We start from the raw sequence: 22,444 nt of genomic DNA, 5'->3' as shown, positions 1-22,444 counted from the left end.
TGTAGTAGCGTAATAAGGGGAGACGAGATCACCGATGGCCCCTCAGCGCCGGAGCCGCGGCAGTCTGGCACGCGACATCCAGGCCGTGCTTGCCGCGGGCGCAGGACCGATGACCCCGGCGCAGGTCCGCGACGCGCTCGGCGGGGAGCTGGCCTACACGACGGTGATGACGGTGCTCACCCGGCTGCACGCCAAGGGCGAGGTCACCCGGCGGCAGGAGGGCCGCGGCTACGCGTACACCGCGCCCGCGCACCCGGCCGAGGTCACCGCGCAGCGCATGCAGCGACTGCTCGACGCCGACGACGACCGCGCCGGTGTGCTGGTCCGCTTCGTCGGCACGCTCAAGGCCGCCGACGAACACCTCCTGCGCAGCCTCCTCGACCCTCCGGGCCCCGAAAGTCGCCGGAACGGCGAGGCAACCGACGGCGCGGCCGATCCGTCTGACGGACCGGAGCCGGACGGAAAGCGGTGAAGGTGCTGACAGCGGTGGACGCGACGAACGGGCGGCACGCGACGGGCGCGACCGCCGTGCGCGGGCCGACGCCCCAGGCCCCGTCCGACTCGACCGCGTCGCGCGGGCCGACGCCCCAGGCCCCGTCCGACTCGACCGCGTCGCGCGGATCGACGCTTCAGGCTCCGACCGACTCGACCGCGTCGCGCGGATCGGCGCCTCAGGACCCGACCTGCTCGACCGCGTCACGCCGTCCGGCACCCCCGGACCGGCGGCGGGCGGCCGACACCGGGGAGGCGGCGTGACCGGAGCCGTCTGTGCGACCACCCTCGTCTGCCTGCTGTTCGCGCTCACCGCGCCCCGGCTCGGGAAGCTGCTGCCGCCCGCCACGGCCACCCGGCTGCTCGTGCCCGCCGCGCTCGCGGTGGCCGCCTCGACCCTGTTCGTCCTCGGCGAGCTGGGCTTCACCTGGCTCGGACAGGTGCCCGCGATCGCCGCGCTCGGACCGTGGTCGCCCAAGCGCCTCGACGCCCTCGACCCCGTGCCCGACCCGCTGGCGGCGGCCAGCCTCGTCCTGCTGGCCGCGGCCGTCGCGCACGCCTCGCTCACCGTCGTCCGCCGACTGCGCGCGCTGGCCGCCGTCTACCGGATCGCCCGCGGCCCCCGCCTCGCCGACCCCGTGCTCGTCGTCGACAACGCGTGGCCCGACGCCTTCACCACCCCCGCCCCCGCCGCGCGCATCGTCATCACCACCGGCCTGCTCAGGGCGCTCACCCCGCAGGAGCGGCAGGTCGTCCTCGCCCACGAGCACTCCCACCTCAACCACCGGCACGTCTGGTGGATCCTCGCCGCCGAACTGGCCGCGGGCGTCAACCCGTTGCTGCGCCGTACCGCCAAGGCGGCCGGTCAGGCCGTCGAGCGCTGGGCGGACGAGGACGCCGCCCGCAGCGTCGGCGACCGGCAGCTCGTCGCCAGGACCATCGCCCGCGCGGCGCTGCTCCAGCACGACGCGCCGCACCCGGCCGCCGGAGCCGCGCCCGTCGCGGCGGCCACCGGCAGCGACGTCCCCGCGCGGGTGCACGCCCTGCTCGGCCGCCCGCCGCGCCGCCGCCCGCTGGCCCTCACGACACTGGCCGCGCTGCTGGTCGCCAGTACGGTCGCCACCGCCGCCGTCGAACGCACCGGCGAGCACCTCTTCGACCGCGCGGCCCAGCCGCCGCCCGCCACCGTGCGCGACCACGTCCATGGGCACGCGCGCGTCCCCGCGCCCGACCAAGCGCGCACCCCCGCACCGGGCCGGGTCACCCGCCACCTCCACTCGTCGCTGGTGCCCGCCCTCGCACGGGACCGGGCCGACCGCGACACGGGCGGCGACCGCCTCCCGGGGTGAGCGCGGCTCGCACCGCCCTTGGCGCGCCCTGTTCCGCGCCGGTACGGACCGGCGTAGGTTCTGGGGCGGAGACCGCGGCCGCAACGGCCGCCGGGGGAGGGCTGCATGACCGTGCTCAAGGGCAAGACCGCTGTGGTCACCGGCGGTTCGCGGGGCATCGGCCGGGCGATCGTGGAACGGCTCGCACGCGACGGCGCGGACGTGGTGTTCGGCTACGCGCGCGACGCCGAGGCCGCGGCCGATGTCGTACGCACCGTCGAGGAGGCGGGCGGGACCGCGCGGGCGCTCCGGGCCGACCTCGTGGAACCCGGCGCCGCCGAGCGGCTGATGGCCACCGCCGACCGCCACCTCGGCGGCCTGGACATCCTGGTCAACAACGCCGCGCTGAGCATCACCCCCGCGCCCCTGGCCGACACCGACGAGGAGATGTACGACCGCGTGATGGCGGGCAACGCCAAGTCCACCTTCCTGACCATGCGTTACGCGGCCAGGCACCTGCGCGACGACGGCCGTGTCGTCAACATCTCCACCCTCAACACGCTCCGCCCGGCGCCCGGGAACGCGCCCTACGCGGCCAGCAAGGGCGCGATCGAGCAACTGACCCGCGTGGCCTCCCGCGAGCTCGGCGCGCGCGGCATCACCGTCAACACGGTCTCGCCCGGCGCCACCGACACCGACCTCCTGCGCGAGGCCAACCCGGGTGCGGACTTCCAGCCGCTCATCGACCTCACCCCGCTCGGCCGCCTGGGCCGCCCCGCCGACATCGCGGACGTCGTCGCCTTCCTCGCCGGCCCCGCCGCCCGCTGGCTCACCGGCCAGAATCTCCGCGCGGACGGCGGCCTCAGCTAGTGGGGACCTGCGGTCTCCCCGCCGTGTTCCCCACGGTGGCCCCGCGACAGACCATCGGATTCCGGCTCCGAACGAGACCGCCGGACGACTCGCCAGACGAACACGGAGAAGACGTCATGACAGCATCCATCCTGGTCACCGGCGGTACGGGCACCCTCGGGCGGCACGTGATCCCGCTCCTGCCGGAGGCGGGCACCAAACCCCGGGTGCTGAGCCGTACGGCCCACGCGTCCGACGGCGGCGTCGAGTACGTCACCGGCGACCTGCTCACGGGCGAGGGAATCGACGCGGCGGTGGACGGGATCGAGACCGTCCTGCACCTCGCGGGCGACGCGAAGAGCGACGACAAGTCCACCCGCGCCCTGCTGACCGCCGCGTCGGCCGCGGGCGTACGGCACTTCGTCTACATCTCGGTCGTCGCGGCGGACAAGGTCCCGCTCGGCTACTTCAAGGTGAAACTGGCCGCCGAGCGGATGGTGGCCGAGTCCGGGCTGCCGTGGACGACGCTGCGCGCCGCGCAGTTCCACGAGTTCGCCTTCACCGTCATCGGGAAGATGGCCAAGCTGCCGGTGCTGCCGATCCCCGGCGTGATGCGGCTCCAGCCGGTCGACTCACGCGAAGTCGCCGCCCGCATGGTGGAGTTGGCCCTCGCCGAGCCCGCGGGGCGGGTCCCCGACATGGTGGGACCCACCGTCTACACGCTGGCCGAGGCGGCCCGCGGCTACCTCCAGGCGGTCGGCAAGCGCCGCCCGATCATGCCGGTCCCGATGCCGGGCAAGGCCGGGCGCGTGTACCGGGACGGGGAGAATCTGACCACCGAGGGCGCCACCGTCGGCGAGCGCACCTGGGAGGCGTTCCTGGCCGAACGGGCGGTCTGACCAGGGTACGTGGGCACGCCGCGGGCCGCCGTCCGCTCCGCGTACGAGGGGGCGGCCCTCACGTACGCGGAGGTTCGCCCCTGCCCCGGACCGGATGCTCCGGCTGCCCGGACGCGTCCCCCGGCGGGCGCGGCTCGGGTACGGGGGCGGGGGCCGCGCCGCCCGCGACCCGTGTGCTCAACCGGCGGGTACCGGTTGTCGCGTAGGCCGAATAGCGCGGCACCCAGCGCAGCAGCGCGCCCGCCGCCGCGAGGCCGACCGCGCCCATGAGGGCGATCCCGGCCGCGAGGCTGCCGAGGGCGGCGGCGGCCGAGACGACCAGCGGGCCGCCCGCCGCGCCGGAGTCCGCGCACAGCCGCCACACACCGAGGAACTGCGAGCGGGCGCGCGGCGGCGCGACATCGGCGCCGAGGGTCATGAGGATGCCGCTGCCGATCCCGTTGCCGAAGCCCATCAGCATGGCGACGACGGTCAGCGACGCCAGGCTGTGGGTCAGCGGCAGCGCGGCCTGCGCGCAGCCCAGCACCACCATGGACGGCACGGCGATCCACAGGCGGCCCGCCCGGTCCATCACCTGCCCCGACGGGTAGAAGGTCAGGGTGTCGACCAGCCCCGCGATCCCGAAGACCACACTGGTGGACGAAGGGCTCAGACCCAGATGGTCGGCCCACAGCGGCAGCACCGTCTGCCGGGTCGCGCGGACCGAGGCCACCAGCAGGACGGCCAGGCCCAGCGTCAGGAAGACCCGGCGGTGGCCGCGCAGCACCGACCGTACCGAGGCGGTCTCCCGTACGGCCCCCGCCGCCGGGTCCGCGACATCGCGCACGGTCAGCAGCACCACGACCGTCACCGCCGTGCACAGCAGCGCCAGCCAGTAGATGTCGTGCACCGGGAACCTGGTGAGCACGGCCGCGCCGAGGAACGGCCCGACGAAGGCGCCGACGCGCGACATGCCGCCGAGTGTGGACATCGCCCGCGCGCGCAGCCCGGTGGGCACGACCTCGGTGAGATACGACTGTCTGGCCAGGATGAAGACGGCGTTGGAGGCGCCGGTGACGGTCACGGCCGCCGCGAGCTGCCACACGCTGCGGGCCAGCGCGCAGCCGGACAGCGTCACCGCCGTGACCCCGGAGGCGACCAGCATCGCCTTGCGGTCGCCGAGCCGGGCCGCCAGCGCGCCGGCCGGCACGTCGCCGAGGATCTGCCCGACGCCGAGCAGCGCCAATACCAGCCCGGCGCTGCCGACGCTCGCGCCCAGCGCTCTGCCGCTGAGCGCGAGCACCGGAGCGAGGGCGCCCACGCCCGTCTCGAAGATCAGGACCGGCAGGAAGACCGCCGGTATCAGACTCCTCAGGGACACGGGACGCGCACTCACCTGTTGATTGCCTCACCTCGGGCCGGACCTCACCGGGCACGCCCTCGGTCGGCGGCGGGCCGTCCACCATTCAACAACAGCCGAGATGTCGATCCGGGCCCGACCCGTTCGTATGGACAGTGAGAGCCGGTCGGCGCACCGGCCGCAGGAACCGGGCAGGAGCCCGGTACGGACCCGGGAGGCACCCCATGCCGCAGTATCTGCTCAGCGTCTACCAGCCCGACACCGACGAGCCGCCGTCCGCCGAATTCCTCGCCCCGATCCGGCGCGACCTCGACACGCTCAACGCCGAGATGAAGGCCGCCGGGGCCTGGGTCTTCGCCGCGGGCCTGTTCCCCGCGGGCACGGCCACCGTGCTGCGGCACAAGGGCGACGACATCCTGACCACGGACGGCCCGTACGTCGAGGGCAAGGAGCACCTCGGCGGCTTCACGATCGTCGAGGCGCCCGACCTGGACGCCGCCCTCGCGTGGGGCCGCGCGCTCGCCCGCGCGACGACCCTCCCGATCGAGGTCAGGCCCCTCCGGTACGGGCCGTCCGAGTGACGTCGGCATGACGCGCGAGCCGGAGCGACGGCCACCGTACGAGGGGCCGGAGCCACGGGCGGCGTACGGGCCGCGAAAGGGGGCGGCGCCCGAGCCGGAGGTCGCCCGCGTCTTCCGCGAGCAGTACGGCCGCGCCGTCGCCGTCCTCGTCCGCTCCTTCGGCGACATCGACATCGCCGAGGAGGCGGTCCAGGACGCGTTCACCACGGCGGTACGGCGCTGGCCGGCCGACGGGGTGCCGCCGAGCCCGGCGGGCTGGATCATCACCACGGCGCGGAACCGCGCGATCGACCGGCTGCGCCGCGAGTCCTCCCGCGCGGACCACCACGACCAGGCTGCGCTGCTGCGGGCCGACCGGGAACCGGCGCGAGAGGAGGGCCCCGTGCACGACGACCGGCTGCGGCTGATCTTCACCTGCTGCCACCCGGCCCTCTCCCCGGCGGCCAGGACCGCCCTGACGCTGCGGCTGCTCGGCGGGCTGACCACGGCCGAGATCGCGCGGGCCTTCCTGGTGCCCGAGCCGACCATGGCGCAGCGGCTGGTGCGGGCCAAGGGCAAGATCCGCGACGCGCGCATCCCGTACCGCGTCCCGTCCGACGCCGACCTGCCCGACCGGCTCCGCGCGGTGCTCGCCGTCGTCTATCTGATCTTCAACGAGGGCCACACAGCCGGTTCGGGCGACCGGCTGGTCCGCGCCGACCTGTGCGCCGAGGCGGTACGGCTCGGCCGCCTGCTGCACGCGCTGATGCCCGACGAGCCCGAAGTGCCCGGCCTGCTGGCGCTGATGCTGCTCACCCGGTCGCGGGAGGCGGCGCGCACCGCCGGGGACGGCGGCCTCGTCCTCCTCGCCGACCAGGACCGGAGCCGCTGGGACCGCGCCCTGATCGCGGAGGGCCAGGATCTCGTACGGCAGTGCCTGCGGCGGGGGCAGCCGGGTCCGTACCAGATCCAGGCGGCGATCAACGCCGTGCACAGCGACGCGCCGACGGCGGCGGCCACGGACTGGCCGCAGATCGTGACGCTGTACGACCAGTTGCTCGCGGTCGCCCCCGGCCCGGTCGTCGCCCTCAACCGCGCGGTCGCGGTGGCCGAGGTCCAGGGACCGGCGGCGGCGCTCGCCCTCGTCGACCGCCTCGACCTGGACGGCTACCACGTCCTGCACGCCGTCCGCGCCGACCTGTTGCGCCGCCTGGGCCGTACGCGGGAGGCCGCGGCGGCCTACGACGCGGCGCTCGGGCGGACCGACAACGCGGCCGAGCGGGCCTTTCTGCGCGGCAGGCGGCGGTCGCTCGACGGGCCGACGCCGTAGGGCCGGTGGGGGCGGCCCCGTATGCCCTTCATCAACCGGCGCGCAGCGCGGCCAGGCGGTCGAGGAAGACGCGCTGCCCCTCCACGATCTTCTCGTGGGCCTGCGGCAGACCGAGCCAGGCCACCCGGTCGATCTCCGGGAACTCCTGGAGGCGGCCCGACCCCTTCGGCCACTCCATCGTGAAGGTGCCGGGCACGGCGAGGGCCGGGTCGAAGTCGGCGTGCAGCGCCCAGGCCGTGACGACCTTGCCGCCGGACTGCTCGGTCTCGCCGAGCGGGAGGAGTTCGCCGTCGGGCAGCGGCAGGCCGACCTCCTCCCGGAACTCGCGCCGGGCTGCGTCCACCGCGGCTTCGTCCGGCCCGTACTCGCCCTTGACGATCGACCACGCGCCCGCGTCGCGCCGGGCCCAGAAGGGCCCGCCCATGTGCCCGAGAAGGACCTCGATCCCGGCGTCCCGGTCCGCGCCGCCGACCTCGCGGAAGAGCAGGACCCCGGCGCTGCGCTTGTTCACCACACCGCCAAGTCTGGCCTCCCGGCCGAGGTTTACGGGAGAGGCGCACCAGACAGACGCCTGCCGGACCGGGCCCGCGCAAGGCCGCGTCCCCCCGCGCCCCGGTCGGCACCCTCGCACGGCGCCGCTTTGGCCGCAGCCGTCGCCGTCCGTGCGGCGGGGGGATCTCCATGGCGACGTCGACCGGGTGCCACCAGGCGTCCTGGGCGGCGCGGGGCGCCGATCGGGCGCGTGGCACGATGATCGGACCGCGAACCCCCGAAACCCCCGAACCCCCGGAGCAGCGCGTGCGCCACCTCGACTATGACGACATCCGGCAGGCGGCCGACCGCATCGACGGCCACATCAGGCCGGTGGCCGTCACCAGGGCCGACCCCGGCCTCGTCGGCGGCGGCCGGGACGGCGAGCCCTACGAGCTGTGGTTCGCCCTGGAATACCTCCAGTTCACGGGCTCCTTCAAGGCGCGCGGCGCGCGGAATTTCCTGCTCGCGCACAGCGCCGCCGGCACCCTCCCGGCCGCGGGCGTCACCATCGCGTCCGGCGGCAACGCCGGGCTCGCCTGCGCGTGGGCGGCCAAGGCGCTCGGCGTCCCCGCCACCGTCTTCGTGCCCGAGACGGCCCCCGCGGTGAAGGTCGCGCGCCTGCGGGCGTACGGCGCGGACGTACGCCTGGTGGGCAAGGAGTACGCCGAAGCGCTCGCCGCCTGTGAGGAGTTCACCGCCACCGCGGGCGCGCTGGGCAGCCACGCCTACGACCACCCGTACATCGCCGCGGGGGCGGGCACCGTACTGGACGAGATCCGTACCGCGATTCCCGGCCTGGACACCGTCCTTGTGGCGGTCGGCGGCGGCGGACTGTTCGCCGGGGTCGCCACCGCCGCGCGCGAGCACGGCATCCGCGCCGTCGCCGTGGAGCCGGAGAACGCCCGTACGCTGCACGCGGCCGTCGAGGCCGGCCACCCGGTCGACGTGACCGTGGACTCCGTCGCGGGCGACTCGCTCGGCGCGCGCCGCGCCACCGAGATGGCGGTCCACGCGGGCCGTCAGGACAACGCGCGGTCCGTCCTGGTGCCCGACCGGGCCATCATCGCCGCCCGCCAGACGCTCTGGGACGAGCTGAGGATCGTCACCGAGGTGGGCGGGGCCACCGCCTTCGCGCCGCTGCTGCCGACCGGGGGAGAGGACGGCGGGGGGCGGCCGTACGAGCCGCGCCCCGGCGAAAAGGTGGCGGTCCTGCTGTGCGGGGCCAACACCGACCCCGGCGATCTGGTGGCCCGCGCGGAAGGCTGAGCCGCGGCCGTTCGAGGGCGTCCCGCTGGGGCGGGGCGTTCCGAGCGGCGCCGCTCAGCGCAGGACGGCCGCAAGCGCCGAGCGGCACCGCTCAGCGCAGGACGGCCGCCAGCAGATCGGAGCCGAGCGACGTCAGATCGGGCGCGTTGAGGGTGTACCGGACGTAACGGCCGTGGCGTTGGCTCGTGAGCAGGCCCGCGCGGCGCAGGACCGCGAGGTGGCGGGAGACCTCGGGGGGCGACAGCTCCCAGGCGTGGGCCAGCTCGACGGTGGTGTGCGGGCCGCGCGCGAGGGTGCGCAGCAGCCGCAGCCGTACCGGATGCGCGAGCGCCTCCAGCCGGAGGGTGACCGTCTCCATCGGCACCTGCTCGGACGGGCCCGGCTCGGCCACCGGGTACTGCACCACCGGCCGCCACCCGGGCGCGTGCACCGCCACCAGGTGCGGGCGGCCGAAGACGCTCGGGATGAAGGTGACCCCGTCGTCGCGGGCGGCGGTCGCGCTGTCCTGGAGCTTGTCCACGACGATCCGGTCACCGCCCGGCGCCAGGGCGACCGCGCCGGAGACCGAGGCGAGCGCCGCACCGAGACCCTGCCGCTTGAGCAGGTCGTGCTTCAGGCGCAGGTCGGAGGCGATGCGTACGGCGGCCCCCGACCAGGCGGCGTCGAAGAACGCCCCGGCGCACTGTTCGAGGGTGTCGCGCACCCGCGCCCGCACGGCGGCCGGGTCCGCGAGCAGCCGTTCCGCGAACGCCTCCTGCAACGCGCCGCGCGCCTGGGCGAGGTCCAGGGCCCGTTCGCGCGCGGTCGCGTCGGTGAGCGGCGACGGGGAGCCGAAGTGGATCCGGTTGCTGCCGCAGGTGGTGACCAGCGCGGCGGTCACGTACCGGGCGTCGTCGATCCGGTCCACGTCGTCCAGTTCCTCGGCGAGGGTCGGCCGGGGCCGGGCGGGCACCAGGAAGTCGGCGCGCGAGGACCGCCACAGGAACTCCGCCTCCCGCAGCCGCTCGGCCAGCTCGGGCCGCAGCGCGGCCCACACGTCCGCGGCCCACCCGGCGAGCCGCGGATGGTGTCCGGGTTCCGCCAGGACGTGCAGCATCGCCGTCAGCTCCGCCAGCGGGGAGGCGGCGAACCGCAGCCGCTCGGGCGGCAGGCCGCCGATGTCGATCCGCAAGGTCACCCACCCATTATGAGCAGCGCAAAAGCCCCTGGCCGCGTCGGTTGACGGTCTGCGTCAACCGACGCGGCGGGCGCGGCGGCCGAACGCACCGTTGTCGCCATGGCAACCACCACCCAGATCCGGCCCCGCGCCCTCGTCCGCGCCTTCGGAGGCCCCCGCTACGCCGTCGCCATGACCGTGGACGCGCTCGGCACCGGCCTGCTCCGGCCGTTCCTGCTGCTCTACGGGGTGACGGTGCTGAGCCTGTCCGCGCCCGCCACCGGCATCGCCATGACGGCCGGTGTCGTCGTGGGGCTGGTGTGCGTGCCCGCCGTGGGGCTGTGGCTGGACCGGGGCGCGCGCAGTACGGCCGTGGCGGCGTCGATGCTGGTGCGCGTGCTGGGCGTGGCGCTGCTGCTGGCCACTCCGGCGGGCAACGGCTGGATGTTCGCGGCGGCGGCGCTCTTCCTCGGCATCGGCAACCAGGCGTGGCCCGCCGCCCACGCCGCCGTGGTGGCCACCGTCGCCCACGGCAGGGACCGCGACACCGCGCTCGCGGCGGGCCGCGCCCTGCGCAACGCCGGTATGGGCGCGGGCGCGCTGCTCGCCACCGCGTGCCTGGCGGGCGGCGCCGCCGCGTTGCAGGTCCTGGCGGGCGTCACCGGGCTCGCGTATCTCACCGCCGCGGCCCTGGCGTGGTCGGTCCGGCTGCGCGCGGACCCGGCCGCCGCCCCCGCCGAGGGCGGCGACAGCGGTCCCGCGCCCCGGATGCGCGCGCTGCTGGCCGCCAACGTGGTCTACGTCTTCTGCCTCAACGTCCCCGAGATCGCGCTCCCTTTGGTCCTGGTGACCCAACTGCACGCGTCCCCGGTGTGGTCGGCGGCCGTCTTCGTGGCCAACACCGTGCTGGTGGTCACCCTCCAGGTCCCGGTCACCGTCCTGATGTCCCGCTTCTCCCGGCGGTCCGTGCTCGCCCTCGCCGGGGTCGTCCTCACCGCGTCCTACCTCGGCTTCCTCGCGGCCACCGAACTGCGGCACGGCTGGGGCGCCCCGGCCGTGGCCACCGTGTCCGTGGTCTGCACGCTCGGCGAGATCATCTACGCCGGAAGCGCCACCGCGCTGGTCACCGCCCTCGCGCCGGCCCACGTCCTGGGGCGCACCCTCGCCCGCTTCCAACTCTCCACCGGCTTCGGCCTCGCCGTCTCTCCCGCGGCCATCACCGCCCTCGCCCCGTACGGCTCGACCGCTCTGTGGGGCAGCCTCGCCGCCGCGACGCTCCTGTCCTCCGCCGCGGTCGCCACGGAGAAGGACCAGGGGGCACGGCTCAGCGGTTGACGCGGACGGAACGCCTCCTGCCGGACGGCCCTCCTCAAAGCCGGTCTTCGCTGCTACGGTGAGAGTTCGGAAGGTTAACAAACTCAGACGGCCGGACCGGCGCTGTCGTGCTGCCCGGGCGCGCGCGGACCGCGAGGACACCGCCGCGCGGGCCGCCGTACCGCCGCGCGCCCGTACCCGACGCGCGGCGCCACCGGGACCCGCACCGCAACACCCGTACTTCGACCAGTGCTTCGACACGGAGGCCCGTTATGCCGACCCCATCCACGCCGCGCGCCCGGGACGGCGCTCTCTTCGTCGGCGGGGCCTTCGTCCCGGCCGAGAACGGGCGTACGTCGACGGTCCTCGACAAGGCGCGCCAGGAACCGCTCGGCCGGGCGGGCTGGGCCTCGCCCGCCGACCTGGACCGCGCCGCGCGGGAGGCCGCCGTCGCCGGACGGGCCTGGGCCGCCGCGGATTTCGGCGTCCGCGCCGACGTGCTGCGCGAGGCCGCCGCCCGACTGCGCGCCCGCGCGGGGGAGTTCGCCGACCTCATCGTCCGCGAGACCGGCTCGATCCGCGGCAAGGCCGAGTACGAGATCGCCGGAGCGGTCGAAGAACTCCACCTGGCCGCCGCGCTCGCCGGTCACATACGGGCCGAGACGCTGCCCACGCGCGCACCGGGACGGGAAAGCGTCGCGCAGCGCGTCCCGTTGGGCGTCGTCGGTGTGATCACCCCGTGGAACTTCCCGCTGGTGCTGGCCATGCGCGTCCTCGCGCCCGCCCTCGCCGTCGGCAACGCCGTCGTCCTCAAGCCCTCACCGCACACCCCGCTCAGCGGCGGACTGCTGATCGCCGATGTCTTCGCCGAGGCCGGACTGCCCGCGGGCGTACTCCAGGTCGTGCCCGGCGGGCAGGACACCGGCGAGGCGCTGACCGCGCACCCCGACATCGCCATGGTCCACTTCACCGGATCCAGCGCCGTCGGCCGCACCATCGCGCGGGAGGCGGGCGAGCGCCTGAAGAAGGTCTCCCTCGAACTCGGCGGCAACAACGCCCTGATCGTCCTGGACGACGCCGACCTCGACCAGGCCGGACAGATCGGCGCCTGGTCCGCCTTCCACTACCAGGGCCAGACCTGCATCACCGCGGGCCGGCACATCGTCCAGCGGCCCGTCTTCGACGCCTACGTCGCCGATCTCGCCGCGCGTGCCGCCCGGATCACCGTCGGCGACCCGACCAGGGACGGCGTCGGCCTCGGCCCGATGATCAGCGCCGAACAGCGCGAACGGGCCCGCGAACTGCTCGCCGAGGCCGTCGCCGCGGGTGCCACGGTCGTCGAGGGCGGCGACGGCGACGGCCTCTTCCACCGGCCCACCGTCGTCACCGATGTCACCCGCGACATGGCCCTGTGGACCGAGGAGATCTTCGCCCCCATCGCCCCAGTGCTGGCCGTCGACACCGACGCCGAGGCTCTCGCCGTCGCCAACGACACCCCGTACGGCCTGGTCGACGCCGTCCTCACCTCCGACCTCGCGCGCGGTCGCCGCCTCGCCGCGGGGCTCGGCTCCGCCATGGTCCACGTCAACGACTCGACCTGCCTCGACGAGCCCCAGGCGCCCTTCGGCGGCCTCGCCGCGTCCGGCCTCGGCGGCCGTTCCGGCGGTGAGTCCAACCTCCACGAATTCACCCAACTGCGGTGGCTCACCGTGCAGTCCACGCCGGTCCACTACCCGTACTGACCGGGTCGGGTGGGGCCGTTGAGGGGGAGGGGGCCGGTGGGGGATGATCAGGGGCATGAGGGCACTGGTGATCGGAGCTTCCGGAACCGTCGGGAGCGCGGTGGCCGCCGCGCTGACAGCGGCACGGCACGAGGTGGTCGCGGCCTCGCGCCGGGGTCCGCTGAAGGTGGACCTCGAAGTCCCGTCCACGATGGACACGCTCTTCGGTGAGGTCGACGGTCTGGACGCGGTCGTGTGCTGCGCCGCCAACGGCCCGCTGCTGGAGCTGGCGTCGGCCACGGACGAGGACTTCGCGACCGGAGTGCGGGCCAAACTCTGGGGCCAGGTCGCCCTGGTCCAGCGCGCGGCCCGCCATCTGCGCGACGGGGGCTCCATCACCCTGACCGGCGGCACCTTCGCCGCGCCCATGGCGGGCGGCTCGCTGGGCGCGCTCATCAACAGCGGCCTCGAGGGCTTCGTCCGCAACGCCGCGAGCGAACTCCCGCGCGGGCTGCGCCTCAACCTCGTCAGCCCCGGCTGGATCAGTGAGACCCTCCGGGCCATGTCCGCCGATCCCGCCGCGGGCACCCCCGTCCGCGAGGTCGCGGAGGTCTACGTCGGGATCGCGGAGGGGACGGTGCGGGGCCGCACCTTCCGCCCGTGAGCTGCGGGCGGGCTTTCTCTGCCTGAGCCGCGGGTCGCTGCGTCCCGTTCCCGGCGTTCCCGGCGCTCCGTCGCGTTCCCCGCGTTCCCCGCGTTCTTCGCGTTCCTCACGCCTGCCGTGAGGGGCGGGCGGCCTCCCAGGCCGCCTCGATCATCGCGAAGACCTCGTCCACCGCGGCCTGCGGATCGGCCGACTCGCGGGCCAGCGAGAAGGCGTCGATCACGAACCTCGCGAGCGTCCGGCAGGCCGTCGCGCTCTGCGGCAGTCCGGGATCGGCGACGAGGGCCGCGGCCACCGACTCCGCGTGCCGCAGCCGCATCGACTCCTCGTACTTCCGCAGCGCGGGCGACCCGTCGATCATCCGCCAGACCGGCGCGGCGCCGTCCGCCGTGCAGTGCCGTACCAGGGCGTGTATCTCGCGGCGCAGCGCGGGCACGACCGGCTCGTCCGGCGCCCGGTCGGTGACCGCCCGCGTGAGGCGTTCCTCGAAGTCCTCGTCCTGCTCGAACACGAGCGCCTCTTTGGCGGCGAAGTGCGAGAAGAGCGTGGTGACGGCCACGTCGGCCTCGGCGGCCACGTCACGGATTCCCACCGCGTCGTAGCCGCGCTCCAGGAAGAGCCGCAGGGCGGTGTCGGCGATCTTCCGGCGGGTCGCGGCCTTCTTGCGCTCACGGCGTCCGGTCGGCACGGTCATGACCGCACACTATCAGCTACGAAAAAGGAACGGTTTCAAAACACTAACCGTTAGTGTTACGGTCCGTCGCATGAAGAAAGTGAGCTTCGCCGAGTTCGGCGGCCCCGATGTCCTGCGCCTCATCGACGCCGAGGAGCCCCACGCGGGCCCCGGCCTGATACGCGTCGCCGTACGGGCGGCCGGTGTGAACCCCGCCGACTGGCGGGTCCGCGAGGGCCAGATCCTCAAGGCCCATCCGGTCCAACTGCCCGCGGGCGTCGGGCTGGACGCCGCCGGGGTGGTGGACGAGATCGGCGAGGGCGTCGACGGTGTCGAGATCGGCGACCACGTATTCGGCGAAGGGACCAGCACCTACGCCGAGTTCGCGGTCCTCTCGGCTTGGGCCCGGATGCCCGAAGGGCTGACCTTCGAAGAGGCGGCCGGATACCCCTCCGTGGTCGAGACCGCGCTGCGGATCCTCCGCGAGGTCGGCGTCGAGCCGGGACAGACCCTGCTGGTCAGCGGCGCCTCCGGGGGCGTCGGATCAGCCGTCCTCCAGATCGCCCGCGACCGCGGCGTCACCGTCATCGGCACCGCGGGGCCCGCCAACCAGGACTACCTCCGCGAACTCGGCGCCCTCGCCACGACCTACGGCGACGGCTGGACCGACCGGGTCCGCGCCCTCGGCCCCGTCCACGCCGCGCTCGACCTCGCGGGCTCCGGGGTCGTCCCCGAACTCGTCGCCCTCACCGGCGACCCCCGCAAGGTCGTCTCCATCGCCGACCTCACCGCCCCCGACCACGGCGTCCGCTTCTCCGGCACCGCGGGCAGCGTCCCCGCCGCCCTCGCCGAGGCCGCCGCCCTCATCACCCGCCGCGCGCTCCGCATCCCCGTCGACACCTCCTACCCCCTCGCCGAGGCCGCCGCGGCCCACGCCGACAGCCAGGCCGGCCACACCCGCGGCCGCAGAGTCCTGATCGTCTGACCCGCCAGCCGGACGAGACCTTGCGGACAGGCCCTAGGTCATCGAGTCCAGGGCGCGGGTCAGGGCGACGTGGACGGCGCCGAGGAGGGTGGCGCGGTCGGCGAGGCCGCCGATGGTGATGTCGGTGGGCCAGGTCAGTTCGTGGACGGTGCGGCGGACTTCCAGGAGGACCAGCTGGTTCTGGCCCACGCCGCCGCCGAGGACGACGAGGCCGGGGTCGAGCAGGGCGACGACGGCGGCGACGAGGCGGCCGATGGCGGCGGCGTGTTCGTCGACGACGCGGCGGGCGGCGGCGTGGCCGGAGGCGGCGGACGCGAAGAGGGCCTTGGCGTCCAGCGGCACGGGCCCGCCGCCGGAGGCGGGCCAGGCGGCGCGGCAGCGTTCCATCAGGGCGTCGGAGCCGAGGAAGTGCTCGAGCCCGGCGCGCCGGGGCTGTTGGGACTCCGACCAGGGGAAGGGCAGCATGGCGGCCTCACCGGCGGCGCCGTTCGCACCCTGCATCAGGCGTCCGTCGAGCACGATGCCGACGCCGATCTTCACGCCGACCTGGATGTAGGCGAACATCTGCTGGTGGCGGGCGACACCGAAGCGGTGCTCGGCGACGGCGGCGCAGTTGACGTTGTTCTCGACGGTGACCGGCACGCCGTCGGGCACGGCGAGCGCGTCGGTGATCCGTACCGTGCCGTCCGGCTGAAGGCCACCGCCTCCGCGTCCCGCACCGGAAGCCCCCACATTCGGCAGCGTCGGCGCCGCGACCACCACCTCGCGCAGCGGCCCGTACCGCGCCCCGACCTCCTCGCGCACCGTACGCACCACCCCCGCCGCCGCGTCCGCCGCCTCCGGTGTGACCGTCGGCTGGTCGGAGGGCAGCCGCACCTCGGCGGTGCAGATCTCCTGCCCGTCGAGGGTGTACGCCGCCGCCCGGACCACGGTGGCGCCGATCTCGACGCCGAGGACGTGCCCGGCGGTCGGCGCGAGCGAGTAGAGGACGGCGCTGCGCCCGGTGGCACCGCGTGAACTGCCCTGCCCCTCGACCAGCCCGAGCCGTGACAACTCCGCCATGGCCACCGACATGGTGGGCCGGGACAGCGCGAGCGCGGTGCTGAGCTGCGGCCGGGTCGCCGGGCCGTCGGTGGCCAGCGCGCGCAGCACGGCGCGGGCGCTGGCGGGCAGTTCGAAGCGGTCGACGGCGGCGGTGGTGTCCATCAAGTCCCTTCTCGGACGGTGCCGGAGCGTGCCGACCAGGCCCCGGCGAAAGTCGCCCGGCCTGTGGGAGGGCGGCTCCCGATCCCAGCCCGCGGCCCACGCGGCAGGCGCGCAGGGCAAAGTTACCCGATCGACGTCACGGCACCCCGCTGTGTTCACCCGCTTGCCCAAACACCGCCGCCCGCGCGCCCGCCGCGAGCCGTACGCGACACCCCCCGACGCCGCGACTCCGCCTCCCGCCGAGCCGGCACTCCACCCCCCCCGCCGGGCCGCCGCCCCACCCCGCTCCGAGCCGCCACCCCACCCAGCCCGCGGGTACCTGACAACTCTTGACACCCTCCAACCCCGGGAGGAACATCTACAGTTGATCGTTTGACAACGTTGTCGTAGGCGATACACACGAAGGGCGGGAACCGTGTCGGACAGATCAGTGCGACCCGTGGACAGAAGGCGGTGGAAGGGTCGCGGCGTGCGCGCCGTGGCCGCGGTGGCGACGGCGGTCCTCGGCATCGGCCTGGGCCTCGGCGCCGGACCCGCCACCGCGAGTCCGGGCGCCTCCGGGGGGCATGACGCCGACCCGGCCTCGTACGTCAACCCCCTGATCGGCTCCTCGAACGCCGGCAACACCTACCCCGGCGCCGTGCTGCCGTTCGGCATGCTGGCGTGGAGCCCGCAGAATTCGACGGGCAACCAGTTCTCGACACCCGCCCCCGGCGGATACCGGTACGACGCGACGAAGATCCGCGGCTTCAGCCTGACCCACCTCAACGGCGTGGGCTGTTCCGGCGCCAACGGCGACATACCGATCATGCCGTACGTGGGCGACGTCGACTCCTCGCCGAGCGCCGACACCAAGGACGCGAAGTACGCCTCGACCTTCTCGCACGCCAACGAGACGGCGCAGGCGGGCTATTACCAGGTCGGCCTGGACAGCGGGGCCAGCGTGCGGCTGACCACCACCGAGCGCACCGGCACCGGCCAGTTCGGCTTCCCGGCCGACAAGCCCGCCAGCGTGCTGTTCCGTACGTCCAACTCCGAGAGCGGCAGCGCCGCGGCGGACGTCACCGTGAACGCGGCGGCCCGTACCGTGACCGGCTCGGTCAGCGCGGGCAACTTCTGCGGACCGCAGAGCGCGAACAACCGGCACGACGTCTACACCCTCTACTTCACGGCCCACTTCGACCAGCCCTTCGCCAAGGTCGGCACCTGGACCGACGGCACCCTGACGCCCGGCTCCACATCGGCCAGCGGCGGCACCGGCTACAACTCCAGCGGCAACGCGACCGCGGGCAAGGGCTCGGGCGCGTATGTGACCTTCGCGTCCGGCACCAAGCAGGTGCAGGCCAAGGTCGCGATCTCGTACGTGAGCGCGCGCAACGCCGAGGCCAACCTGACGGCGGAGAACCCGCAGCGCGCCGGCTTCGACTCGATCAGGTCGAAGGCCACCGCCGCGTGGAACACCGCGCTGCGCAAGATCCAGGTGTCCGGCGGCTCCGCCGACCAGAACACCACCTTCTACACCGCGCTCTACCACTCGATGCTGGAGCCGACCCTCACCAGTGACGTCAACGGCCAGTATCTGGGCGGCGACCGCAAGACCCACTCGCTGGCCAGGGGACAGCACGAGCAGTACGGCACCTTCTCCGGCTGGGACCAGTACCGGGCGCAGGTGCAGTTGCTGACGCTGCTTCAGCCGAGAGTCGGCAGTGACTACGCGCAGTCGCTGTTCAACTATGCCCAGCAGCGCGACGGCGAATGGGACCGCTGGCTGCTGGAGAACGGCAAGACCAGCATCATGTCCGGCGACCCGTCCGACGCGGCGCTCGCGGGCATCTACGCCTTCGGCGGCCGGGACTTCGACGTCAGGGGCGCCCTCGCCTCGCTGGTGAAGGCGGCCACCGTGCCGACCGCCAACGACTCCGACAGCTCCGGCTGCAACGTCGAATGCGTCGGCCAGCGACCGGCGTTGGACAAGTACCTGACGCTCGGTTACGTGCCGTCCGACAACTGCCACTGCTGGGGCGGCGCCGCCGAGACCCTGGAGGACGCCGCCGCGGACTTCGGTCTCGCGGAGCTGGCGGGACAGGTCGGCGACCGAAAGAACCAGCGGAAGTTCCTCGACCGCAGCGGCAACTGGACCAACGTCTTCGATCCGAACGCGACCGCGCAGGGCGGCTACATGCGCGACCGCAAGTCCGACGGGTCGTGGGTGGGAGCCACCTTCAACCCCGCCACCGGCAGCGGCTTCGTCGAGGGCAGCAGCGCCCGCTACACGTGGATGGTCTACTCCGACATCGCCGGACTGGCCAAGGCCATGGGCGGCAACGCCACCGCGATCTCCCGCCTCGACGCCTTCTTCCGCAACCCGGACGGCACCTTCGACTTCTCCGCGAAGGACGACACGCGCTACGACGCCACCAACGAGCCCGACATCAACGCGCCGTACGTGTACGACTACCTGGGCGCCCCGTACAAGACCCAGGAGACCGTGCGCGCCGAGACCGACGGCCTGTGGACCAACGCGCCCGGCGGCATCCCCGGCAACGACGACGCGGGCACGATGTCGTCCTGGTACGTCTTCTCCGCGCTCGGCATGTACCCGCAGGTGCCCAGCCGCGCCGACCTGGTGCTCTCCAGCCCGGTCTTCCCGCGCGCGGTGATCCACACCGGGCTCGGGAAGACGATCACGGTCAACGCCCCGCGGGCGTCGGCCGAGAACATCTACATCCAGGGCCTGCGCGTCAACGGCAAGAAGTCCGACCAGCCGTGGGTCCCCGCCTCGTTCGTCACCCGCGGCGGCACCCTGGACTACACCCTGGGCGGCACCGCGAACACCACGTGGGGGAGCGCGGCCAAGAACGCGCCGCCGTCCTTCCGCGACGGTGAGGCCCCGTTCTTCGCCTCAACCGACCCCGGCCAGGTGAAGATCGAGCCCGGCGGCTCCGCGGACGCCGCCGTCAAGCTGTCCACGATCCAGGACAAGAAGGTCGACGTCCGCTGGACCGCGAAGCCGCCCGCGGGGATCACGCTCAAGCCCGCGTCCGGCACGGTGACCGTCCCGAAGGGCGGCGCCACCAGCGCGAAGTTCTCCGTGTCGGTGGCCGCCGACACCAAGGCCGGGGTCTACACGGTCCCGATCACGCTCGGCTCCGCGCACGGCGGCACCGCCCCGGCGGCCTCGCTGTCGGTGACGGTCGGCGTACGCGGCACCCTCACCTGGTACGTCAACAACAACGGCATCTCCGCCGACGACACGAATCCGTCCGCCAACTTCGACGGCGAGGGCTGGAGTTACTCGGCGGCGGCGCTCGCCGCGGCCGGTGCCGCGCCCGGCGGCACGGTGTCCTCCGGGGGCTTCGACTTCACCTGGCCCCAGGTGGCGCCCGGCGCGCCCGACAACATCGTGGTGGGCGGCGGCGACCAAGTGCTCGACGTCTCCAAGTCCGCAGCCGGTGCTACCAAGTTGAGCCTGCTCGGCAGCGCCAGCGAGGGCCAGACCACCGGCACGGTGACGCTGACGTACACCGACGGCACGACTCAGAAGGCCGACATCGGCTTCAGCGACTGGACGCTCGGCGGCGGCTCCCAGCAGCCCTCGTACGGCAACGTCGTGGCGGTGCACACCGCGTACCGCGACGTCCAGGGCGGCGGAAAGGACCCGGTGGGCACCGAGATCTTCTCCACCGCGCCGATCGCGCTCCAGGCGGGCAAGCAACTGGCCAGTGTGACGCTGCCGTCCAGCACGAACGGCGGTGACATGCACATCTTCTCCGTGGCGACCGCCTGACCCCGGCAGCCCACCGCGGAGAGCGCGGGGCGGGCGAGGACCGGCACGACCGGCCCCGCCCGCCCCGCACCCATGTCCGGCGCGAACGAACCGATCGCCGCCCGTTCAGGCCGAGTTGGCCCACGCGCTGTGGTGGCGTCGGCCCGTCAGGCCCTAGGGTCACTGCTGTCACAGGGCTGCCCCGTGCCGCGGGCGGCCCCCCACGTCCACACCGGGGGTTCCGTTGACCGCACGCGCACTCCGTAGCCGCGCCGCCGCCCTGCTGCTCGCCACCGCGGCCCTGACCGCCGTGGGCACCTCCACCGCGCACGCCGACTCGCCCGGCGGGTGGGTGGCCGCAGGCAACACGGTGTACAGCACGCTCACCGCGGGCGAGGGCGTCGCCACCCGCGCCGACGGCTCGGTCCTCACCCGCGGCCTCGGCTCGATCCCGCTGCGGCTGCGCATCGCGGGCTGGAACCACGTCGGAGACCCGGACATCGTCAACGGCTACGTCTTCGACGCCTACCAGGGTGGCGACAGCGCCACCTCGAAGATGTTCGAGGTCACCACGCCCGACGGGCACAGTTACGACTACGTGCACCCGCTGGACCAGGGCGAGTTGCTCAACAACTCCTTCGCGACCGTCTCGCCGGACGCGCGGTGGCTGGTCGAGGGGGAGTGGGGCACGGTCAACCGGCTCCAGGTCTTCCCCGCCCCGCTGACCAACCCGGCCACCCCGGCCACCGGCGGCACCCTCGCGCAGGCCGGACAGATCAGCCTCGACAAGGCCGTCACGGACGTCCAGGGCTGCGACTTCGTCTCCGCGACCCGGCTGGTCTGCGTTTCCGACAACGACGCCAAGGACGTCTTCCAGGTCGACCTGCCGCACGCGCTCGACGGCACGCCCGTCACCGGCCGGGTCGCCACCCTCTTCCAGGTGCCGCGCGTCAGCGTCTGCTCGGGCGGCTTCGAGACCGAGGGCGTCGACTACGACGCGAACGCGAAGGTGCTACGGGTCGAGATCATTTCGCCGAGCGTGTGCGCGGTCTCCACCACCGCCTACGCCTTCCGTCCGACCACCGGCTGACCCTTCCGTATCCCCCGTCACTGTCGTCGCCGCACCACGGGCTTGGTCCAGACCTATTGACGAGTGGTTCAGACCACTTTACGATCCGGTCCACTACGGCCTGTGAGTGCGCGACGACACCACGAGGAGTACGACATGATCGGTCGGAGGGTGCGTCTGCTGGGAGTCGGCCTCGCCATGGCCTTCCTGGCGCAGATTCCGGTCGCCGCGGCGACCCACGCGGCACAACCGGCGTCGGCCGCGGCCGACACCTGCGCGACCAAGGCACGGCCCTCGGGCAAGGTGCTCCAGGGGTACTGGGAGAACTGGGACGGCGCCGCCAACGGCGTGCACCCCGGCCTCGGTTGGATCCCCATCACCGACAGCCGGATCGCCGCCCACGGCTACAACGTGATCAACGCGGCCTTCCCCGTCATCCAGTCCGACGGCACCGTGCTGTGGCAGGACGGCATGGACACCGGCGTCAAGGTCGCCACCCCGGCCGAGATGTGCCAGGCCAAGGCGGCGGGCGCCACGATCCTGATGTCCATCGGCGGGGCCGCGGCCGGCATCGACCTCAGCTCGAGCGCGGTCGCCGACCGCTTCGTCGCCACCGTCGTGCCGATCCTCCAGAAGTACAACTTCGACGGCATCGACATCGACATCGAGACCGGCCTGGTCGGCAGCGGCAACATCAACACCCTCTCCGCCTCGCAGGCCAACCTGGAGCGCATCATCGACGGCGTCCTGTCCCGGATGCCCGCGGGCTTCGGCCTGACGATGGCCCCCGAGACGGCGTACGTCACCGGCGGCAGCATCACCTACGGCTCGATCTGGGGCGCCTACCTGCCGATCGTGAAGAAGTACGCCGACAACGGCAAGCTCTGGTGGCTCAACATGCAGTACTACAACGGCAGCATGTACGGCTGCTCCGGCGACTCCTACCAGGCCGGTACGGTGGCCGGCTTCACCGCGCAGACCACCTGCCTCAACAAGGGGCTCGTCGTCCAGGGCGCCACCATCCGCGTCCCGTACGACAAGCAGGTCCCCGGCCTTCCCGCCCAACCCGGCGCGGGCGGCGGCTACATGACGACCGGTCTGGTCTCCCAGGCGTGGAACAGCTACAGCGGCGCACTCAAGGGCCTGATGACCTGGTCGCTCAACTGGGACGGCTCGAAGAACTGGACCTTCGGCAACAACGTCAAGGCGCTGCAAGGCCGTTGATCCCGCGGGAATCCGGGGCGCCCGTCCGCGGCGGGCGGGCGTCCCGGTCAACTCCGCGCGAAGAAGCGG

General features: G+C 73.8%; 19 protein-coding genes. 14 read left to right on the top strand and 5 right to left on the bottom strand.

The annotated features are described in order from the left end of the window. Positions 1-34 precede the first annotated feature (34 nt). From ACZ4EF_RS08995 to ACZ4EF_RS08980, 4 genes are all read left to right on the top strand, one after another. Positions 35-472, top strand: a complete 438-nt coding sequence (locus ACZ4EF_RS08995; RefSeq protein WP_467503560.1) for a BlaI/MecI/CopY family transcriptional regulator — start codon at positions 35-37, stop codon at positions 470-472. Between the two features lie 280 nt (positions 473-752). Then, complete coding sequence (locus ACZ4EF_RS08990; protein WP_467503558.1) at positions 753-1,841, top strand: M56 family metallopeptidase; 1,089 nt, start codon at positions 753-755, stop codon at positions 1,839-1,841. Positions 1,842-1,946: 105 nt separating this feature from the next. Then, complete coding sequence (locus tag ACZ4EF_RS08985) at positions 1,947-2,690, top strand: SDR family NAD(P)-dependent oxidoreductase (protein ID WP_401856555.1); 744 nt, start codon at positions 1,947-1,949, stop codon at positions 2,688-2,690. A gap of 116 nt (positions 2,691-2,806) precedes the next feature. Beyond that, positions 2,807-3,568 (top strand): SDR family oxidoreductase, encoded by a 762-nt coding sequence (locus ACZ4EF_RS08980; RefSeq protein WP_467503555.1) that lies wholly within the window; start codon positions 2,807-2,809, stop codon positions 3,566-3,568. A gap of 58 nt (positions 3,569-3,626) precedes the next feature. On the opposite strand, the gene ACZ4EF_RS08975 is transcribed toward ACZ4EF_RS08980, so the two are convergent. Further along, positions 3,627-4,928 (bottom strand): MFS transporter, encoded by a 1,302-nt coding sequence (locus ACZ4EF_RS08975; RefSeq protein ID WP_467503553.1) that lies wholly within the window; start codon positions 4,926-4,928, stop codon positions 3,627-3,629. 203 nt (positions 4,929-5,131) lie between these two features. On the opposite strand from ACZ4EF_RS08975, the gene ACZ4EF_RS08970 reads away from it, so the two are divergent. Both ACZ4EF_RS08970 and ACZ4EF_RS08965 read left to right on the top strand, forming a co-directional pair. Next, on the top strand, positions 5,132-5,488 hold the full coding sequence (locus ACZ4EF_RS08970; protein ID WP_391045906.1) for a YciI family protein: 357 nt from the start codon (positions 5,132-5,134) through the stop codon (positions 5,486-5,488). 7 nt (positions 5,489-5,495) lie between these two features. Beyond that, entirely contained in the window at positions 5,496-6,797 is a 1,302-nt protein-coding gene (locus ACZ4EF_RS08965) for an RNA polymerase sigma factor (protein ID WP_467503551.1), read from the top strand. Positions 6,798-6,828: 31 nt separating this feature from the next. Here the strand turns inward: ACZ4EF_RS08965 and ACZ4EF_RS08960 are convergent, their stop codons facing one another. Next, entirely contained in the window at positions 6,829-7,311 is a 483-nt protein-coding gene (locus tag ACZ4EF_RS08960) for an NUDIX hydrolase (RefSeq protein WP_467503549.1), read from the bottom strand. A gap of 236 nt (positions 7,312-7,547) precedes the next feature. On the opposite strand from ACZ4EF_RS08960, the gene ACZ4EF_RS08955 reads away from it, so the two are divergent. Next, on the top strand, positions 7,548-8,597 hold the full coding sequence (locus ACZ4EF_RS08955; protein ID WP_467503547.1) for a threonine/serine dehydratase: 1,050 nt from the start codon (positions 7,548-7,550) through the stop codon (positions 8,595-8,597). Between the two features lie 91 nt (positions 8,598-8,688). Here ACZ4EF_RS08955 and ACZ4EF_RS08950 read toward each other — a convergent pair whose 3' ends face one another. Then, positions 8,689-9,774 carry a DUF5937 family protein gene (locus tag ACZ4EF_RS08950; protein ID WP_391119019.1) on the bottom strand — a complete coding sequence of 362 codons (1,086 nt, stop codon included), beginning with the start codon at positions 9,772-9,774 and terminating at the stop codon, positions 8,689-8,691. A gap of 99 nt (positions 9,775-9,873) precedes the next feature. On the opposite strand from ACZ4EF_RS08950, the gene ACZ4EF_RS08945 reads away from it, so the two are divergent. From ACZ4EF_RS08945 to ACZ4EF_RS08935, 3 genes are all read left to right on the top strand, one after another. Next, positions 9,874-11,088 (top strand): MFS transporter, encoded by a 1,215-nt coding sequence (locus ACZ4EF_RS08945; protein WP_391045897.1) that lies wholly within the window; start codon positions 9,874-9,876, stop codon positions 11,086-11,088. 251 nt (positions 11,089-11,339) lie between these two features. After that, complete coding sequence (locus tag ACZ4EF_RS08940) at positions 11,340-12,809, top strand: aldehyde dehydrogenase family protein (protein ID WP_467503544.1); 1,470 nt, start codon at positions 11,340-11,342, stop codon at positions 12,807-12,809. Between the two features lie 55 nt (positions 12,810-12,864). Next, entirely contained in the window at positions 12,865-13,452 is a 588-nt protein-coding gene (locus ACZ4EF_RS08935; protein WP_467503543.1) for a short chain dehydrogenase, read from the top strand. A 106-nt stretch (positions 13,453-13,558) separates the two neighbouring features. Here the strand turns inward: ACZ4EF_RS08935 and ACZ4EF_RS08930 are convergent, their stop codons facing one another. Continuing rightward, on the bottom strand, positions 13,559-14,146 hold the full coding sequence (locus tag ACZ4EF_RS08930; RefSeq protein ID WP_391045894.1) for a TetR/AcrR family transcriptional regulator: 588 nt from the start codon (positions 14,144-14,146) through the stop codon (positions 13,559-13,561). A 70-nt stretch (positions 14,147-14,216) separates the two neighbouring features. On the opposite strand from ACZ4EF_RS08930, the gene ACZ4EF_RS08925 reads away from it, so the two are divergent. Continuing rightward, complete coding sequence (locus tag ACZ4EF_RS08925; protein ID WP_355341593.1) at positions 14,217-15,110, top strand: NADP-dependent oxidoreductase; 894 nt, start codon at positions 14,217-14,219, stop codon at positions 15,108-15,110. Between the two features lie 33 nt (positions 15,111-15,143). Here ACZ4EF_RS08925 and ACZ4EF_RS08920 read toward each other — a convergent pair whose 3' ends face one another. Further along, entirely contained in the window at positions 15,144-16,316 is a 1,173-nt protein-coding gene (locus ACZ4EF_RS08920; protein WP_355341596.1) for an ROK family transcriptional regulator, read from the bottom strand. A gap of 469 nt (positions 16,317-16,785) precedes the next feature. Between ACZ4EF_RS08920 and ACZ4EF_RS08915 the strand changes: the two genes are divergently transcribed. The 3 genes from ACZ4EF_RS08915 (at position 16,786) to ACZ4EF_RS08905 (ending at position 22,375) form a co-directional block, all read left to right on the top strand. Then, complete coding sequence (locus tag ACZ4EF_RS08915; protein WP_467503541.1) at positions 16,786-20,103, top strand: GH92 family glycosyl hydrolase; 3,318 nt, start codon at positions 16,786-16,788, stop codon at positions 20,101-20,103. A gap of 223 nt (positions 20,104-20,326) precedes the next feature. After that, on the top strand, positions 20,327-21,172 hold the full coding sequence (locus ACZ4EF_RS08910; protein WP_467503540.1) for a hypothetical protein: 846 nt from the start codon (positions 20,327-20,329) through the stop codon (positions 21,170-21,172). 135 nt (positions 21,173-21,307) lie between these two features. Beyond that, positions 21,308-22,375, top strand: coding sequence for a chitinase (locus ACZ4EF_RS08905; RefSeq protein WP_355341605.1), 1,068 nt, complete (start codon positions 21,308-21,310; stop codon positions 22,373-22,375). The last annotated feature ends 69 nt before the right edge of the window (positions 22,376-22,444 follow it).

It is taken from the genome of Streptomyces sp. NPDC025721, from assembly GCF_055558595.1.
This window is presented reverse-complemented; position numbering and strand designations above follow the sequence as displayed.